Annotated in this window: 18 protein-coding genes; 4 read left to right on the top strand and 14 right to left on the bottom strand. The window is 61.0% G+C overall.

All coding sequences use genetic code 11. The annotated features are described in order from the left end of the window. Nucleotides 1-146 precede the first annotated feature (146 nt). Together ACR0K9_RS09705 and mscL are read right to left on the bottom strand one after the other, a co-directional pair. The gene (locus ACR0K9_RS09705; RefSeq protein WP_480822679.1) at nt 147-941 is read right to left on the bottom strand and encodes a mechanosensitive ion channel family protein; all 795 of its coding nucleotides are present in this window, start codon (nt 939-941) and stop codon (nt 147-149) included. A gap of 115 nt (nt 942-1056) precedes the next feature. Further along, nucleotides 1057-1485, bottom strand: coding sequence for a large conductance mechanosensitive channel protein MscL (mscL, locus tag ACR0K9_RS09700; protein WP_480822655.1), 429 nt, complete (start codon nt 1483-1485; stop codon nt 1057-1059). 151 nt (nt 1486-1636) lie between these two features. Here mscL and ACR0K9_RS09695 point away from each other — a divergent pair, with 151 nt between their 5' ends. Further along, complete coding sequence (locus ACR0K9_RS09695) at nt 1637-2335, top strand: glutathione S-transferase N-terminal domain-containing protein (RefSeq protein WP_480822653.1); 699 nt, start codon at nt 1637-1639, stop codon at nt 2333-2335. A 59-nt stretch (nt 2336-2394) separates the two neighbouring features. Here the strand turns inward: ACR0K9_RS09695 and ACR0K9_RS09690 are convergent, their stop codons facing one another. The 9 genes from ACR0K9_RS09690 to ACR0K9_RS09650 all read right to left on the bottom strand — a co-directional run bounded on the left by ACR0K9_RS09690 (nt 2395) and on the right by ACR0K9_RS09650 (nt 12844). Further along, a complete protein-coding gene (locus ACR0K9_RS09690; RefSeq protein WP_480822651.1) occupies nt 2395-2841 on the bottom strand; it encodes a YtoQ family protein in 447 nt (148 codons plus the stop codon). Nucleotides 2842-2870: 29 nt separating this feature from the next. Beyond that, nucleotides 2871-3965, bottom strand: a complete 1095-nt coding sequence (locus tag ACR0K9_RS09685; RefSeq protein WP_480822649.1) for a Hint domain-containing protein — start codon at nt 3963-3965, stop codon at nt 2871-2873. 133 nt (nt 3966-4098) lie between these two features. Next, complete coding sequence (gene pheT, locus ACR0K9_RS09680; RefSeq protein ID WP_480822647.1) at nt 4099-6495, bottom strand: phenylalanine--tRNA ligase subunit beta; 2397 nt, start codon at nt 6493-6495, stop codon at nt 4099-4101. Nucleotides 6496-6573: 78 nt separating this feature from the next. Then, a complete protein-coding gene (locus tag ACR0K9_RS09675) occupies nt 6574-7368 on the bottom strand; it encodes a CE1 family esterase (RefSeq protein WP_480822645.1) in 795 nt (264 codons plus the stop codon). A gap of 802 nt (nt 7369-8170) precedes the next feature. Next, nucleotides 8171-9244 carry a phenylalanine--tRNA ligase subunit alpha gene (pheS, locus tag ACR0K9_RS09670; protein WP_480822643.1) on the bottom strand — a complete coding sequence of 358 codons (1074 nt, stop codon included), beginning with the start codon at nt 9242-9244 and terminating at the stop codon, nt 8171-8173. Nucleotides 9245-9314: 70 nt separating this feature from the next. Next, nucleotides 9315-10685 (bottom strand): glutamate--cysteine ligase, encoded by a 1371-nt coding sequence (locus tag ACR0K9_RS09665; RefSeq protein ID WP_480822641.1) that lies wholly within the window; start codon nt 10683-10685, stop codon nt 9315-9317. Between the two features lie 64 nt (nt 10686-10749). Next, nucleotides 10750-11277, bottom strand: a complete 528-nt coding sequence (locus ACR0K9_RS09660) for a hypothetical protein (RefSeq protein WP_480822639.1) — start codon at nt 11275-11277, stop codon at nt 10750-10752. After that, nucleotides 11274-12122 carry a GNAT family N-acetyltransferase gene (locus tag ACR0K9_RS09655; protein ID WP_480822637.1) on the bottom strand — a complete coding sequence of 283 codons (849 nt, stop codon included), beginning with the start codon at nt 12120-12122 and terminating at the stop codon, nt 11274-11276. The genes ACR0K9_RS09660 and ACR0K9_RS09655 overlap by 4 nt, the downstream gene beginning before the upstream one ends. Next, a complete protein-coding gene (locus ACR0K9_RS09650; protein ID WP_480822635.1) occupies nt 12119-12844 on the bottom strand; it encodes a 16S rRNA (uracil(1498)-N(3))-methyltransferase in 726 nt (241 codons plus the stop codon). Before ACR0K9_RS09650 ends, ACR0K9_RS09655 begins: the two co-directional genes overlap by 4 nt. A 12-nt stretch (nt 12845-12856) precedes the next feature. Here ACR0K9_RS09650 and ubiA point away from each other — a divergent pair, with 12 nt between their 5' ends. The 3 genes from ubiA to ACR0K9_RS09635 all read left to right on the top strand — a co-directional run bounded on the left by ubiA (nt 12857) and on the right by ACR0K9_RS09635 (nt 16112). Continuing rightward, nucleotides 12857-13819 carry a 4-hydroxybenzoate octaprenyltransferase gene (gene ubiA, locus ACR0K9_RS09645; protein ID WP_480822633.1) on the top strand — a complete coding sequence of 321 codons (963 nt, stop codon included), beginning with the start codon at nt 12857-12859 and terminating at the stop codon, nt 13817-13819. Nucleotides 13820-13885: 66 nt separating this feature from the next. After that, nucleotides 13886-15790 (top strand): OmpA family protein, encoded by a 1905-nt coding sequence (locus ACR0K9_RS09640; protein ID WP_480822677.1) that lies wholly within the window; start codon nt 13886-13888, stop codon nt 15788-15790. 1 nt (nt 15791) lies between these two features. Continuing rightward, nucleotides 15792-16112 (top strand): hypothetical protein, encoded by a 321-nt coding sequence (locus ACR0K9_RS09635; RefSeq protein WP_050603973.1) that lies wholly within the window; start codon nt 15792-15794, stop codon nt 16110-16112. Between the two features lie 7 nt (nt 16113-16119). On the opposite strand, the gene ACR0K9_RS09630 is transcribed toward ACR0K9_RS09635, so the two are convergent. Genes ACR0K9_RS09630 through pgsA form a run of 3 tightly spaced genes read right to left on the bottom strand, consistent with a single transcriptional unit; the run spans nt 16120 to nt 17482 of the window. Then, a complete protein-coding gene (locus tag ACR0K9_RS09630) occupies nt 16120-16563 on the bottom strand; it encodes a molybdenum cofactor biosynthesis protein MoaE (RefSeq protein WP_480533440.1) in 444 nt (147 codons plus the stop codon). Between the two features lies 1 nt (nt 16564). Beyond that, nucleotides 16565-16810 (bottom strand): molybdopterin converting factor subunit 1, encoded by a 246-nt coding sequence (gene moaD, locus ACR0K9_RS09625; protein WP_480533442.1) that lies wholly within the window; start codon nt 16808-16810, stop codon nt 16565-16567. A gap of 3 nt (nt 16811-16813) precedes the next feature. After that, entirely contained in the window at nt 16814-17482 is a 669-nt protein-coding gene (pgsA, locus tag ACR0K9_RS09620) for a CDP-diacylglycerol--glycerol-3-phosphate 3-phosphatidyltransferase (RefSeq protein WP_480533444.1), read from the bottom strand. Between the last annotated feature and the right edge of the window lie 4 nt (nt 17483-17486).

Here is a 17486-nt window from a genome sequence, read left to right as displayed (position 1 = left end):
GGGGGGGCGGGGCCGCCGGGCGGGCGCGGGCCGGGTTTGCTCCATCGGCACCTGAAAAAAAAAAAAAAAGCCGCGGGCGGAACGCGGCTGCGCCGGGCCCAACCGGAAAAGGGCATTTCCAATGCCCGTATGACGGGCGGGAGCGCTCAGCCCTGTTTCTGGATCTCGACCGAATGGGGATAGGGGATCGACACGCCCTTGGCATCGAACGCTTCTTTCACCGTTTTGGTCAGCTCGAACTTCACATCCCAGTAATCCGCAGCCGCGCACCAAAGACGCGCCGTCAAATCGACCGAGCTGTCGCCCAGATTGGTCACGCGCACCCAGGGTTCCGGGTCACTCATGATCCGGTCATCCGCCTTGGCCACATCCAGAATGATCTGCATCGCCTCATCCGCGCTGTCGCCATAGTCGATGCCGAATACCAGATCGACGCGCCGGGTGTCATGGGCCGAAAAATTGGTGATGATCGATCCCCAGGCCTGACCATTTGGCACGATGATCTGCACGTTGTCCGGCGTCACCAGTTCGGTGGTGAACAGGTTCAGATCCCTGACGGTACCTGCTGTACCGCCGATATCCACATACTGGCCCAGTTTGTAGGGCCTGAACACGACCAGCATCACGCCAGCCGCCAGATCGCTCAGCGTGCCCTGCAGCGCCAGACCGATGGCCAGCGAGGCGGCACCCAGAATGGCGACGATACTGGTGGCCTCGATCCCGAAGATACCCAGCACGGCGACCAGGACCATGGCCAGAATGGCCCATTTGATCATGCTGGCGGCAAAGTTGCCCAGCGTCGGGTCAATCTGCGGCGTCTTGTTGATGCGGCGGCGCACAACACCCGAGATCATTCCGGCCAGAATCCAGCCCAGAATCAGAACGATCAGCGCCTTGCCCGCGTTCAACAATACCGGCATATAGCCATTTGCCATATCCATGGCCTGGTTCGCCATTTCGATCGTCTGATCCATCCTGGCCTTTCCTTCTCTCAGTCATTTCAGAAAATTTGACCCCGCCAGTCTGGCGAGGCCAGTTCTGCGTTCATCGCAGTGATTACTTCTTCAGCGCGTCGCGGATTTCCATCAGGATGTCCAGCTCGCTGGGACCGGCAGGCGCCTCTTCCGCTGCCTCTTCCTCGGTTTCTGCTGCGTCCTTGACCCGGTTGACCATTCTTACCAGCAGGAACACGACCCACGCGATGATCAGGAAGTTGATGATCGCCATGATGAACGCCCCATAAGCAAAGACCGACGCGCCGGTTTCGCGTGCAGCTTCAAGGCTTGCACCCTCGGCCACGTCCCCTGCCAAAACGGCATAATTGTTGGTAAAGTCGATACCGCCCGTAAACAGACCGATGAGCGGGTTGATCAGATCGCCCACCAGAGACGTGACAATTGCGGTAAACGCCGCGCCGATGATGATGCCGACAGCCATATCCATGACATTGCCTTTGGCAATGAAGGTCTTGAATTCCTGAATCATGCTTCCCTCTTTCCGGTTTTTTGTTCAGGCGCTTGCGTATTGTGTTCGCGCGCAGGCGCAGGGTAATTGTGCGCTCATTGCACTAATAAATGTATGTTTTTATGGGAAACAGCACCTATTTTTCCCCAGACAGCAGTTTTCAGGAGGTTTCATGCCCATCTTCGCATCTTATTCCATTACAGACAGATGGCCCCCACAGGACCCGACGGTCATTCAGCTGTATTCCTTTCCCACACCAAACGGCGTGAAAGCCTCGATCATGCTGGAAGAAACCGGCCTGCCCTACGAGGCGCATCTGGTCACGCTGGCGGACGCGGATGTCAAAAGCTCCGAATTCCTGTCCCTGAATCCCAACAACAAAATCCCGGCGATCATCGATCCCAACGGCCCGGATGGAGAGCCCATCGGCCTGTTCGAAAGCGGCGCGATCCTTCTGTATCTGGCTGAGAAGACCGGGATGTTTATCGGTCAGTCTGCCGCCGACAAGCACCGCATCACCCAATGGCTGATGTTCCAGATGGGCGGGATCGGCCCGATGTTCGGCCAATTGGGATTTTTCCACAAATTCGCTGGCAGCGAGATCGAAGACCCCCGCCCGCGCGAGCGTTACATCAACGAGGCCAAGCGCTTGCTGAACGTCCTGAACACGCAACTGGATGGGCAGGACTGGATCGCCGGAGACTATTCGATCGCCGACATGGCCATCGCACCCTGGCTGCGCGGGCTGGAATTCTACGAAGCCAAAGAGATTGTCGGCTGGGGCGATCACGCCAACGTGGCGGCTTACCTCGACCGGTTCCTGGACCGGCCTGCGGTGCAGAAAGGGCTGGTAAGTCCGCCACGGGACTGATTGCGCGGCCATCGAAACAGGGCTTGCGGTCACTCAGGACCGCAAGCCCGTTTTCTGATTTATCCCGGCAAATTACCTGTCAGCACATAGCGCAAGATTTCAACCACCTGACGCGGCTCTTCCGCGACGGCCAGCGCAGCGGCATCGACCTCTTTCAGCGCGTGCTGATGGTCGGGGCCATGAAGCACGATGATCGACTTGCCCAGCGCCGCCGCATAACCCGCATCAAAGGCTGCGTTCCACTGTTTGTACTTGTCACCGAACCGAACGACGACCACGTCCGCGTCGGCAATGCCTTTGCGCGTGCGGATGGCATTGACCATCGCGCCCTTGTGGTCATGCCAGTACTTGTTCGGCTCGCTTCCCAGGATGGCAACTCCGCAATCGTCGCTGGCACCATGATCAGTGACCGGGCTGTTGAACCGGATATCCAGACCCTGCGCACCATCGATGATCTGTTCACGCCAGTCCGTGTGGATTTCTCCGGAAAGGTATACGTTCAGCATGGTTCTCACATTTGTTCAGACTTAAGGCCTCAGGCCCGTTGGGCGCATTGTGCTTCCTGCGACACCAGCGTCAATCCCTGTTTCAGCATCCTGCGAACCAGCTTGCGCCGCTCGGACCCTTTTGCGGGGATCAGCGCGGCGGCGGCGGGGACATGATCTTCGCGCAGGATCACGGGCAGCGCCTGCCGGATTTCGCGTATCTGCACACCCGACAGCGCCCGAACCGCTACGGGGCCGGGATAGAAGCTTTCAGAGGGGCAACCTTCGGCACATAGCACCTCATGGTGTTCCATCAGCAAGTGAAAGTATTCGATTCCCTCGATCGTTTCATCCAGAAAGACACCCGGCACTTCCAGCAGATCCTTGGCTGCAATCAGTACATCACGGGCACCGAACATCTGTTCCGCCACATCGGATGAAACCAGAATGCGGTGTTGCCGCGACACCACCAGATCGCGGTGCGGCAGCCCATCGCCAAGCGCGCCCGCGCTGATCCGTACCGGGCGCAGATTTGGTTGCCGCCCAAAATCCGCCTTCGACCGCGTGTCACGACCGATCCAGACGAGTTTCTGCGGCCCCTTATCCCGGGTCTGCAAAAGATCACCGGGTGTCAGCTCTTCGACCGGTCGCGTCGATCGGTCCGGCAGAGCAATCCGGGTGCCTTTGGCAAAGCACAGCTGAATGACCAGATCCACATGTTCCTGCGTACCATCGGTCGAAGTGCGGACCAATGGGCCAACCGTATAGGTCACGCCGGGGGTCAACTGACCGTCCGAGAAAAATCCGATATCATCACGGTTGATGCCGGTGCTGCCTTCGAACGCCGTGTCGAAAGCATGAGCGGCATACAGGCGAAACGAGCTGCCGTCGCTGCCGGTCACCTCGAAATAATGGTTCACCCCTACAAAATCGCGTGTGATGCCCAGGTCGGTATCTGCCGAGTCAAGGCTGACCAGATCGCCAATCTCGGTATTCGGGGCGACGTCGTTGATGAAATCATCATCGTCAGTGACGGTGATGTTATCGATGCCGTTGCCCTTAATATATTCAAAGGTTTTGCCGGTCGCGATCGGTCCGGACAGGTCTTCGCCAACGCGGTAAACAGTAAATGTCGTGGCAACCATGGAATCCTCGGGCAACAAAAGCCAGAGGCCGGTATAACAACAACGGAACCAAAGGCTTAGCGCTTAAGCATCAAGAAGACGTGATCCGCAAAGCGGGCGTTTGCAGAGCTTTTCCGCAACGGGCGGCTCAGGGCTACCCCCTGAGCGTTCCGCCCGTGGCCTTCTTCACTTTGGCAATGATCTTCTCGGACACCGCTTCGATGTCTTGTTCCTTCAGCGTCGCATCCGTCGGCTGCAAGCGCACGGTGATGGCCAACGATTTTTTGCCCTCGCCCAGACTGCCACCGATGAATTCGTCAAAGACACGCACGTCTTCGATCAGCGCCTTGTCGGCACCGGCCGCGGCATTGACCAAAGTCAGCGCCTCGACATCCGCATCGACGACAAAGGCAAAATCACGCTCGACCGCTTGCAGATCACGCAGTTCCAAAGCGGCGCGGGTGGCGCCGGATTTACGGGGCAGAGGTACCTCGTCCGGCCATATGGTGAACGCCATTGCCGGACCTTTGATGTCCATCGCCTGCAGGATACGCGGGTGCAGTTCACCGAACACACCCAGCACCTTTTTCGGGCCCAGACAGATCTTGCCGTGACGACCCGGATGCCACCAGACATCCCCGTCTCGCAGGATCTGCACCTTCGCAGGCGCGCCAATCGCGGCCAGAACCGCCTCGACATCTGCCTTGGCGTCATACACATCCACCGGCCGCGACGCGCCATGCACGTCTTTGGGACCATTGCGACCGACCAGCAGGCCGGTAATCTGGGTTTTCTGATCGCCGGGTTCGCCGTCATGGAAAACGGGGCCGACCTCGAACAGCGCCACATCCGCATAACCCCGCGCCTGATTGCGCGCTGCCGCCTGCAACAGGCCGGGCAGCAGATCGGGGCGCATATGGCTCATCTCGGACGAGATCGGGTTTTCCAGCTGGGTCGCTTCTTCGCCACCGCCGAACAACGCCGCCGAGGCCTGATCGATGAAGGTATACGACACGCACTCATTATACCCGAGCGCCGCACAGGTCCGGCGCGCCATCGACTGGCGGCGCTGTGTCGGAGTCATCACCGGCTTGGGGATACCATCGGTGACACGCGGCAGAGGTTTGCCCTGCAGCTTGGTCAGCGAGGCAATCCGCGCCACCTCTTCCACCAGATCGGCCTCGCCCATGACATCCGGGCGCCAGCTCGGGACATGGGCCATTTCACCTTCGAGACGGAAGCCCAGACGGGTCAGGGTCTGACGCTGATCGCTTTCGGGAATGTCCATCCCGACCAGAGACTTCACACGTTCCGCATCCAGTCTGTAGGCCCGTGCATGGTTTGGTGCCTTGCCCGCCTCAACCACGTTCGACGCCTCTCCGCCGCAGATATCCAGAACCATCTGTGTCGCGTGTTCCAGCCCCTCGCGGGTGTATTCCGGGTCAACCCCGCGCTCGAACCGATAACGCGCGTCCGAGTTGATCTTCAGCGCACGCCCGGTCAAAGCGATCTGCACGTGATCCCAAAACGCGCTTTCGAGGAACACATTCACCGTGTCCTCGGTACAACCGGTTTCCTCGCCGCCCATGACGCCTGCGATGGATTCTGGCCCCTTGTCGTCCGAAATCACCATCATACCGGGCTGCAGGGTGTATTCCTTTTCGTCCAGCGCCACCAGCGTCTCACCACCCTTGGCGCGGTGCACCCGCAGGTTGCCCTGCACCTTGTCCGCATCGAACACGTGCAGCGGGCGGTTGTGGTCGAAGGTCATGTAGTTGGTGATATCCACCAGCGCCGAAATGGGCCGCAGCCCGATTGCCTTCAACTGATCCTGCAGCCATTGCGGGCTGGGGCCGTTCTTCACGCCCCGGATCAGACGTCCGGTGAAATGCGGCGCTCCGTCCAGCGTGTCCTCGTCAATGCTCACCTTGATCGGGCACTCGAAATCACCCGGCACCGGCACATAATCGCGCTGTTTCAGCGTACCGATGCCACGCGCCGCCAGATCACGCGCGATCCCTTCAACGCCCAGCGCATCCGGGCGGTTAGGCGTGATCGCGATCTCGATCATCGGGTCAACCTTGGACGGGTCGTTCTCGGCCAGCCAGTCCACGAACCTGTCACCGACCGCGCCCGAGGGCAGCTCGATGATGCCGTCATGCTCGTCCGACAGCTCCAGCTCGCGTTCCGAGGCCATCATGCCAAAGCTCTCGACGCCACGGATCTTGCCGACGCTGATGGTGATATCCAGACCGGGGATATACATGCCCGGTTTGCAGACCACGACGGTGATGCCTTCGCGCGCATTGGGCGCGCCGCAGATGATCTGCAGATCGCCCTCGTCCGTCTCAACCGTGCAGACGCGCAGCTTGTCGGCGTCGGGGTGCTTTTCGGCATGTTTCACATGGCCCAGCGTAAAGCCCGCCAGCCGGTCCGCCGGGTTGACGATCTCTTCAACCTCTAGGCCAAGATCGGTCAGCGCTTCGGCGATCTCATCAACCGAAGCGTCGGTGTCGAGGTGGTCTTTCAGCCAGGACAGAGTGAATTTCATTGCTCGGGGCCTTTTTTGGCAAACATCCAGTCGGCACAGGCAATGGCAAAGAATGCGCCGGGGTGCAAGCGCTGCGCGTCATGGATAGGTCGGGGTGCGGCCCAAAAGCTCGTCCAACTGCCGTCCGATCCAGCCATGGGGGATGAAATGGCCACCGGGATGCGTGTCCAGCGTGACCCGCCCGCGCGCACAATCGGTCCATTCCACACGGCTGAGCGTCAGGATCGGCACAACGCTCCAGTCACCGCGCGGGGTGGCGGTTTCGCAGCCGTATTTCTGCCGCCACAGAGCCACCGGATAAGTGGTATCGCCATTCGCGCCATAAGGGAAATCCATCACCGTATCACTCAGGCCATGCACATGGCGCACCTCGCGCGGGGCCTGCGGGCAATCCTCGGTCTGGCGGATGGTCCCGGCCACACCCAGCAAGGCGGCGATATCATTGCCCGACTGGCAGGCATAGCGCCACGCCATCGCGCCGCCGAAGGAATAGCCCGAGACATAGATGCGCTCCGGATCAATCGGATAGCGCCTGGCGACGTCCTCCAATACCCGGTCTGCAAAAGGCACATCCCCGGTGTCCGAAGTCCAGAAATCCCAGCTTTTGCCCAGCCCGTTGGGGGCCACCAGCAACACGCCGCGCAGCTTCGTGGCACCTGCGATGCGTTCATGATCGACAACCACAGTCCCCTGCCGCGCCCATCCATGGAAATGCAACAGCACCGGCAGCGGCGTTACCCCGTCCCACCCGTCCGGTTCCAGCACATGATATGAACGGTCGCCGACCTCGCAGGCGGTATCGCCGTGGCAGGTATCCACAGCGGCGGCTTGGGTGGCGGTCAGCAGGAAGAGGCAGAGCAGTCGGTAAATCATGCGTCGGAGCCTAGCGACGTCTCCGATACTGTCACGTAACTTATTGGTGTAGGGTGGGGTTTCACCCCACCATCCGCCTATGGTGGGGTGAAACCCCACCCTACATCCGCACAAAGCCCTGAGCCGCACTATCGCCAGACCGCGGGATGGCGATCCTCTAGTAGTGGTGGCCAATTTATGCCAGCCAAACCCGTGTAACGTTCAAACGGAGCGCTGGCGGAGACAAATCGCCAGCCCGTGCGGGCGGTCTGGCGATGGCGCGGCGGCCTATCGGCCTTTGCTCCGCGCTACAAACTATGAATCCATAAGCTTCGACGGGCACCACATATTACTTACTTGAAGCTGTCTTTAATTCGGTCCGGGAGGTCACGGAGCCTCTTCTCGCATGTTGAAGAAGTCAGTTCCCCTGCTTCATAAGGCAAGTGTACTGCAACGACTTGAAACCCACCTATTTTTTGGCGACTTAGGTTACAGAAGTTGACAGAGATCTCACCTGACTCTCGCGCCATTTCATCGGCGTGCGGTGTGATTTGCTGCGACCAAAACTCTGATTCTTCAAGAACGCTAGAAGGAGCATTGACATTTAGGCAGTCAAAAGTCCTGCCATCACTCCCGGTAAAATAGACAACCTGGTTCGATGAAAACCCGTCAGGGAACGCACTTTGGATCTCCGCAACCTTGTCCTGCCAAAGCTCGAAACATAGGCGGTCTTTTTCGACTTGCTCTGCTGTGGACAGGCTTGGGATTGTGCCAAAAACAAGCCCGAGAACAAGTTGAGCGGCATACCTCAACGAGTTTTGATTCAACGCGACAAACCACCATGCAGGTTCGGCATATCCAGTGCCGCGAACCCATAATGGCGCAGCCAGCGCAGGTCGCTATCAAAGAACGCCCGCAGATCGGGAATGCCGTATTTCAGCATCGCCAGACGGTCGATGCCGATCCCGAACGCAAAGCCTTGGTAGACCTCCGGATCAATCCCACCGGCGGCGATCACCTTGGGGTGGACCATGCCGGAGCCCAGAATCTCCATCCAGTCGTCGCCCTCGCCGATCTTTAGCTGACCGTTATCCCAGGAACAGCGGATATCAACCTCAGCCGACGGTTCGGTGAAAGGGAAGTGCGAGGCGCGGAAGCGTAGTTCGACATCGTCGACCTCGAAAAACGCTTTTACGAACTCTTCCAGAACCCATTTCAGGTTCGCCATCGAGATGTCCTTGTCGATGGCCAGCCCCTCGACCTGATGGAACATCGGCGTGTGGGTCTGGTCATAGTCGGCGCGATACACGCCGCCCGGACAGATCACGCGGATCGGTGCGCCCTGCAGCTCCATCGAGCGGATCTGGACCGGTGAGGTATGCGTGCGCAGCACGTGCGGCGGGCGGTTGTCGCCCCCGGCGCGGTGCATGTAGAACGTATCCATCTCGGCCCGCGCGGGGTGGTGGCCGGGAATGTTCAGGGCGTCGAAATTGTGCCAGTCGGTCTCAATGCGCGGCCCTTCGGCCACCGAGAAACCCAGTTCGGCAAAAATCGCGGTCAGCTCCTCGGTCGCCTGACTGACCGGATGGATCGAGCCCTGACGACGCGCGCGGGTCGGCAGAGTGACGTCCAGCCATTCGGTGCGCAGACGCTCATCCAGCGCGGCATCGGCCAGCGCGGATTTCTTGGCGGACAGGGCCGAGTTGATCTCATCCTTCAGGGCGTTCAGCGCGGGGCCTGCGACCTGACGCTCTTCGGGGGTCATTTTGCCCAGCTCGCGCATCTTCAACGCGACCTCGCCTTTTTTACCCACGGCGGCGACGCGGATCGCCTCAAGCGCGTTTTCGTCGCCAGCCTCGGCGATTTGGCCCAGATATTTTGCCTTAAGATCGTCCATGACGCCCTCTGAATTTGGTCCGGAACCTGCTATCGGCCCAGCCGCGTGAATGCAAGCGGCTGGGTGCGGATCAATAGCTGTATTCGGGGTAAATCCGCGTCAGATCGCCCTGCCAGTCGCCGTGATAATGCTCCAACAGCTCATCTGCGGGCACCTTGCCGCTGTCGATACTGTCTTTCAACGCGTTGAGGAAATGTGTCTCATCCGGGACCAGACCGCCTGCACCGGGATAGGCGCGGGCTTTCAGACCGGCATCGGCGATGTTGACCACTTCGCGCGCCAGATCGTGCATGTTGATGTCGCCAACCTGCGCCTGCAGGCCGTTGACGGCGGCTTGGACACGCAACTCCTCGCGGGTTTCCGCATCCCAGCCCTTGACCAGATCCCAGGCCGCATCCAGCGCGCCCTGATCGTAGGTCAGGCCGACCCAGAAGGCCGGCAGCGCGCACAGACGACGCCACGGGCCACCATCGGCGCCGCGCATCTCCATGAATTTCTTGATCCGCGCTTCGGGGAAGGCGGTGGTCAGGTGGTCGGCCCAGTCGGACAGCGTTGGCGTTTCACCCGGCAGCGCAGGCAGTTTGCCCTGCAGGAAGTCACGGAAAGACATGCCCAGCGCGTTGATATATTGCCCGTCGCGATAGACGAAATACATCGGCACATCGAGCGCATACTGCACGTAACGCTCGAACCCAAAGCCTTCCTCGAACACGAAGGGCAGCATGCCGGTGCGCGCATCGTCCAGATGCCGCCAGATATGGCTGCGCCAGCTTTTCTGGCCGTTGGGCTTGCCTTCGAAGAAGGGTGAGTTGGCAAACAGCGCCGTCGCGACCGGCTGCAAGGCCAGTGCCACGCGCAGTTTCTGCACCATGTCGGCCTCGGACCCGAAGTCGATATTGACCTGAACGGTACAGGTGCGCCGCATCATGGCGCGGCCCATGGTGCCGACCTCTTCCATGTAATCGTTCATCAGCCGATAGCGGCCCTTGGGCATCAGCGGCATTTCCTCGTGGGTCCAGATCGGGGCCGCGCCCAGACCGATGAAGCCGACGCCGATCTCATCGGCGATGTCCTTCACCTCGCGCAGGTGGGTGTTCACCTCATCACAGGTCTCGTGGATCGTCTCCAGCGGAGCGCCCGACAGCTCCAACGCGCCGCCCGGTTCCAGACTGACATTGGCGCCGTCTTTCTCAAGCCCGATCAGATGCCCGGCCTCACGCACTTCGCCCCAGCCGTGGCGGTCGCGCAGGCCTTCCAGCACCGCAACGATGGACCGGGTGCCTTCGAACGGCAGCGGTTTCAGGGTATCCCTGCAATATCCGAACTTCTCATGCTCGGTGCCGATGCGCCAATCGGCCTTGGGCTTGCAGCCCGATTCCAGATATTCGGCCAGTTGCTCATGGCGTTCAATCGGCCCGCCGCCGGACTGGGGGATGGACATGAACCGTGCTCCGATCCTGATGTGTCTGTCTTCGGCTCAGTCCTGAGCGCAAACCGCGTCAGTGTCAATGCAGCCGCAGATGCGCCGGCCGCGACGGCGTGCGTTCCCAGATCACCACCGGATGGGGCGATCCACCGTTGAGTTCGGCCAGCATTTGTTCGGTTTTCAGCCCCGGCAGGTTCGAGAACACGTCAAACAGCGCCTCGGCCCCTTCGGCGTTCACCGGAATGTGAAGCGTCGGCTGGCCCGGTTGATCCAGCACCCAATGCGCCGGATCAGAGGTCGGGTCGAGCGCCAGCCTTTCGATTTCGCGAGTAGCGACAATGCCGCCATCCAGCGGCCCGAGATAGGTGATCTGGCCTTCGTCTACGGTCACCAACCCGGGACCGCCCGCACCGGTTCTGAACCGTGCACGCTGCACCCCGATCACGGCCAGAGCCAGCGCGATCACCACCAGTACCCAACCCAACCAGCCCAGCAAACCTCCGGGCCCGCTGATCCAGCTGAGGCCGACCACCAGGACAGCCCCGCCAACCAGCACTTCGCGCCAGCGCCACAGGGCGAGTTTGGCTTCGGGTCGGATGAAACTCATGCGGTGTCCTCCGGGTTGGTGAACAGGATCAGCGAGAACTGGCCCGCCGGTTGGAACCCGATCGCCATATAGGCACGCGCGGCGGAATCGGAAGCCGCAAACAGAACGGCGTGGGAAACACCGGCGTTACGTGCCTCAATCAGATGCAGGGCGACAGCAAGGCGCGCATAGCCGCGTCCGCGCAGCGTGGGCGGTGTATAAACACCGCCGATCTGCACAATCTCGGGCAGTCGGGCATTGAATCCGGTCATGGCGACAGGCTGAGCGTCGATCAGCAGGACCCTGTGGGAATCGCGCTTTGTATAAGCCTCGAAATCTTCGCTGGCTTGTCTTGCAGCCCGTGCAGGATCAAAGTCCATCGCCTCAACCAGATAGTCGCGCCGCCAGTTTTCGGTGATCGATTTGTCAAAAGCATCCATCGGAACAAGTTCAGCGCCCGTTGCATTCGGCACAAGAAGCTGCTCAAGATTCAGCGAAAACCCCGGCTCGTCATTATTGAGCGTAGCAGGTCGGTTTTCCCACCCGCCAAGCTGAATGATCCGGCGTGCCTGCCCGGCTTCGGCCGCTATGCCAAACAGGACATGACCACGGATCATGCGGATAACCTCTGCCAGTTCCGCGTCTGTGCAGTCCGGGCATTGCGGCAGGATCATGCCTTCGTTCGTAATGGCAAAAACTGCGCGTATCGGTTCGCCTAGCAGCCAAATTTTCAGCGAGCGGGGGTGCAGGCCGTTCAGACCAAAGTCGCGCAGGTTGGTGAGTGGAAACATCGAGCTCTGAATGTACTGCGAGAGGAACTGGCCGATCAAAGGTACATCGCTGTCCTGCGCAACGCGCCAGGTCACGTCCAATCCCCCAGCGCCTGTTGCCACATGGTCATCGCCGCCACCGCTGCGGTATCCGCCCGCAGGATGCGGGGACCGAGGCTGACGACATGCGCATAGGGCAAACCGGAAAGCCGCTTGCGCTCGCGGTCCGAGAACCCGCCTTCGGGGCCGATCAGGATGGCCCAGGGCTGGTCTTTCCCCTGCGCAGCCAAACGCAGGGCCGACCCGACCTCGGCCTCATCACAGAACATCAGCTGACGGTCGTCAGACCATGTGTCCAGTACCCGGTCGAGCCGTTGAAGGTCGGCAACCTCGGGCACATAGGTGCCGCCGCATTGCTCGGCGGCCTCGACGGCATGGGCCTGCAGGCGGTCCTGCCGGATGCGCTCGGAATTGGTGAACTCGGTCTGCACGGGCAGGATGCGGGCCGCACCCATTTCGGCAGCCTTTTCAACGATGAAGTCGGTGCGCGCCTTTTTGATCGGCGCGAATAGCAGCCACAGGTCAGGCGGCAGTTGCAATGGCTTTGTCTGCCGGGCACAGGCCAGAACACCACCCCGTTTGCCCGCTTCGGCAACCTCGGCCAGCCATTCGCCATCCTGCCCGTTGAACAGGGCGACCTGCCCGCCCACAGACAGGCGCATGACCCCGAACAGGTAATGTGCCTGTTCGCGCGTCAAAGGAACCGATTGCCCCGGACCCAGAGGGTGCTCTACATACAGTCTGATCTTCGCAGTCATGAGACCCTACATATGCAAGGCAATGCCCCAACACCAGACGGTCAGGTCGCAGATGCGGTCACCGGCAACTGGGTCGACACCCATGCCCCCGCTTTTGCCCGCCCCTATCTGCGGCTCAGCCGCGCGGACCGCCCGATTGGCACCTGGCTTTTGCTGATTCCCTGCTGGTGGGGGCTGGCGCTTGCGATCCTGAGCGATGGCAGCCCACGATGGGAGGACCTGTGGATCGCCATCGGCTGTGCCATCGGCGCCTTCCTGATGCGTGGCGCGGGCTGCACCTGGAACGATATCACCGACCGCGAGTTCGACGGGAAAGTGGAGCGCACCCGCTCGCGCCCGATCCCTTCGGGTCAGGTCAGCGTGCGTCAGGCGGTGTTCTGGATGGTTCTGCAATGCCTGCTCGCCCTGCTGATTCTGCTGACCTTCCATCGGGCAGCCATTGCGATGGGTGTGCTGTCGCTGCTGCCGGTGACAATCTATCCGTTCGCAAAACGCTTTACGTGGTGGCCGCAGGTCTTTCTGGGGCTGGCCTTCAACTGGGGCGCGCTTCTGGCCTGGGCGGCCCATACCGGCACGGTCGGTTCGCCTGCAATCATCCTCTATCTGTCGGGCATCGCCTGGACGCTGTTCTATGACACGATCTATGCCCATCAGGACGCAGAAGATGATGAACTGATCGGCATCAAATCCACCGCCCGCCTGTTCGGAACCGATACCGCCCGGTGGCTCAAGTATTTTCTGGTCGCAACAGTTGCCCTGATGGGGCTGGCGATTATCGATGCAGCGCTTCCCGGTGCATCGTTTCCGGCGCTTGTCGTCGCGCTTGGCGGGCCGTGGATGATGGGATGGCATATGGCATGGCAATTGCGCGGCCTCGACACCGAGGACAACGCCAAGCTGTTGCAACTTTTCCGGGCCAACCGCGACACCGGCTTGATTCCGCTGATCTTCCTGTGCGTCGCCCTTCTGCTCTGATTGCACCTGTGCACCGGGCTCTGTATGAGTCCGGAACCAACCGCCCGAGGAGCCTCGAACCCGTCCATGCGCATGCCCTATGCCCTTGCCGTCGCGTTGATCTTTATCGTGTCCTCCGCGTTGTCGCTGGTGGCCGCCGGATTCGCGGTCAGCAAGATCGAAGACGCGTCCGAGCTGGCGGTGCGCCGCGCGCTGAACCTGCAGGGGCATGACTGGGCCGAGGTCGAATCCGATGGTCTGCGTGTCGTACTGACCGGCACTGCTCCTGACGAGGCGACGCGGTTCAACGCCCTGACTGCCGCGGGAACCGAGGTCGAAACCTCTCGTGTCATAGATGAGATGCAGGTTGCGCCCACCGCCGACCTGACCCCGCCACGCTTTTCAGCCGAGATTCTGCGCAATGACAGCGGCATTTCGATCATTGGACTGATCCCCGCCAGCGAAGATCGCGACGATCTGATGGATCGTCTGCAACGGCTGGATCGGGATGCAACGGTCTCGGACTTGATGGAGATCGCCGATTTCCCTGAACCCAAGGGCTGGGATCAGGCCCTGTCTTACGCGATTCAGGCGCTTTCTGATCTGCCCCGCGCCAAAATCTCGGCCAGCCCCGGGCTGGTACGCATCACCGCCATTGCCGACAGCCAGCAGGAAAAAGACCGGCTGGAACAGGACCTGAGCCGCGCCGCGCCTCCCGGCCTTCGGATCGGTCTGGCGATATCGGCACCGCGCCCGGTGATCACGCCCTTCACGCTGCGCTATCTGATCAACGAAGAAGGTGGCCAATTCGATGCCTGTTCGGCCCAGGACGAAGACGCGCGCAACCTGATCGTTGAGGCCGCGCAAGAGGCCGGGCTGACCGGCCCCTATTCCTGCACCATCGGTCTGGGCGTGCCATCACCACGCTGGGCCAACGCGGCACAGCTGAGCATCCGGGCCCTGTCCGAGCTGGGCCATGGTTCCGTCACCCTGTCGGATGCCGACATCACTCTGGTCGCCGCGCAGGATACCAACCCGCTGGAATTTGATCGCATCGTCGGAGAACTTGAAAATGCGCTGCCCGAGGTTTTCGTCCTGCATGCCGTTCTGCCCGAACCCGAACCGGATGACCCAACGGGGCCGGTCGAATTCGTGGCAACCCGCAGCCCCGAAGGGCTGGTGCAACTGCGTGGCCGGGTGGGTGACGAAACACTGCGCGACATGACCGACAGCTTTGCGCGCGCCGCTTTCGGCTCACTACAGGTACACACTGCCACCCGGATCGCGCCGGACTTGCCTGCAGACTGGCCCGTGCGGGTGCTGGCCGGGTTGGAGGCTCTGTCGCAACTGCACAATGGCGCACTGACTGTGACGCCGGACAATGTCGCGCTGTCGGGGCTCAGCCACGATCCCGATGCCAAGGCCCGGATCGCGGGTATGCTGTCTGACAAGCTGGGCGAGGCGCAGGAATACACCCTGTCGATCACATATCAGGAACCTCCGGCCCCCGCAGACGCCCCGCCTGACCCCGAGATCTGCGAAGAACAACTGGCCGAGGTTCAAGCCGCCAGCAAGATCGCGTTCGAGCCCGGCTCGGCGACCGTGGCCGCCGATTCGCGCGATGCACTGAACCAGATTGCGGACATCCTGCGCGAATGCGGTCCGATCCGGCTGGAGATTCAGGGCCATACCGACAGTCAGGGCCGCGAAGAGATGAACCAGCAGCTCAGCCAGTCGCGTGCGCAGTCGATCCTGAACGAGCTGCGCGGACGGCGCGTGCCGACCTCAAGCTATTCGGCGGTCGGATATGGCGAAACACAACCCATCGCCGACAATGACACTGAAGCAGGCCGCGAAGATAATCGTCGCATCGAATTCCGCCTGATCCGCCCCGAACCGGTGGCCGATACCGAAACCGCGCTAGAGGCGATCGAAGCCGAAGCCGCGACACCAGAAACCGACGCAACGGATGCAGGCGCAGAGGACCAGTAAGTTGAACAGAACCGAATTCATCATCGCCACCGCCATCATCCTGTTCGCCGCCTTCTGCATGGGGTGGTTCGCCAACTGGCTGGCCCATCGCCTGTCCCGCGTTCGCCAAAGCGACGTGGCCGATCTGGACCGCATGAGTCAGGAGCTGCACGAGGCAGAGGAAACCCGCGATCAGGCCATCACCTATCTGCAGCAACGCGAGGCGGAACTGACCAACCAGCTGACCCAGACCGAAGCGGAACTGGCCGCCGCCATGGATGGGCTGCGTGCGGCGCGGCAAGAAGCCGAAGAACTGCGTGGTCGCATCAACAACGCGGACTGAGCTGTCTTTACCAGCGGGTCAGCGCGTCCTCATCCTCATCTTTGGCGGCCACCCATTCGGCGCCGGAATTGGTGATTTCCTTCTTCCAGAACGGCGCGCGGGATTTGAGGTAATCCATCAGATATTCCGCAGCCTCAAACGCATCCTTGCGATGCCGGGCGGCGGTGGCGACCATCATGATCCGGTCCCCCGGTGCCAAACGCCCATGGCGGTGAATCACCAGAACATCGCCCAATGACCAACGCTGCAGCGCCTCTTCGGCGATTTTGGTCAGGGCGCGTTCGGTCATGCCGGGATAATGCTCGATCTCCATCACGTCCAGATCGCCCGAGGCCAGATCGCGCACCACGCCGGTAAAGGTGACAATCGCCCCATTGGCGTCGTTCCCGGCGGCGAAAGCATTGGCTTCGGCCCCCAGATCAAACGGGGCCTCCTGCACGACGATCCGCATATCAGCCGCCTGTCATCGGCGGGAAAAATGCGACCTCACGCACGCCACTCAGGGGCGCGTCAAAGTCCGACAATTCCTGATCCAGCGCCACGCGCAGGGCCGACAGGTCGGCGAAAGCAGCCGCATAGCGATCCTCGCGCGCGCTGAGTTCGGCGACCAGATCATTGACCGTCGCTGCCTGCGTCTCGACCTTTTCTTTCGGCAGGCCGATGCGTTCACGCACCCAGGCGAAATACAGCACGTCCATCGCTTAGCTCTCCTTCAGGTGGGGCATGGCTTTACGTAGGTAATCGAAGCCCGTGATCAACGTCAGCGCCGCCGCAATCCACAGCAGCCACAGCCCGATGCGGCCAGACCAGAACATGCCTTCCAGATGCCAGCGGATATTGTTCAGGTCTTCGACCTGCCCTGCAAGCACCTGATCAATCGTAGTCGTATCCATGCCGAAAGTGGCCATCACAAAGTGGTGTTCGAAAATCCCCTGCGAGAACAGGATGGCAATGGCCACCATTTGCGCGGTTGTCTTCCACTTGGCCAGTTTTGTCACCTTCAACGTTCCGGCCACATCGCCCAGATATTCACGCAGCCCCGAAACGAACACCTCGCGGAACAGGATCACGGTTGCGGGCAGCACCAGCCACGGCGTCCAATGCTCGGCCGAATACCCAACCAGGATCATCAGCGCGATCACCACCATCGCCTTGTCGGCAATCGGGTCCAGCATCGCGCCGATCTTGGTTTCCTGCTTCCACGCGCGGGCGAGATAGCCGTCGAACCAGTCGGTAATCGCAGCCGACAGGAACAGGATCAGCGCGAACCAGTCCGCATAGGGTCGGGTGAAATACAGAAACATCACGGCCAGACCGGGTGCGGCCAACAGGCGCAGCACGGTCAGGATATTGGGCAGGTTCCATTTCATGGTT

Source organism: Ruegeria sp. L12, assembly GCF_056531745.1.
The sequence above is the reverse complement of the archived record's forward strand: the minus strand, read 5'-3'. Positions and strand labels throughout refer to the sequence as shown.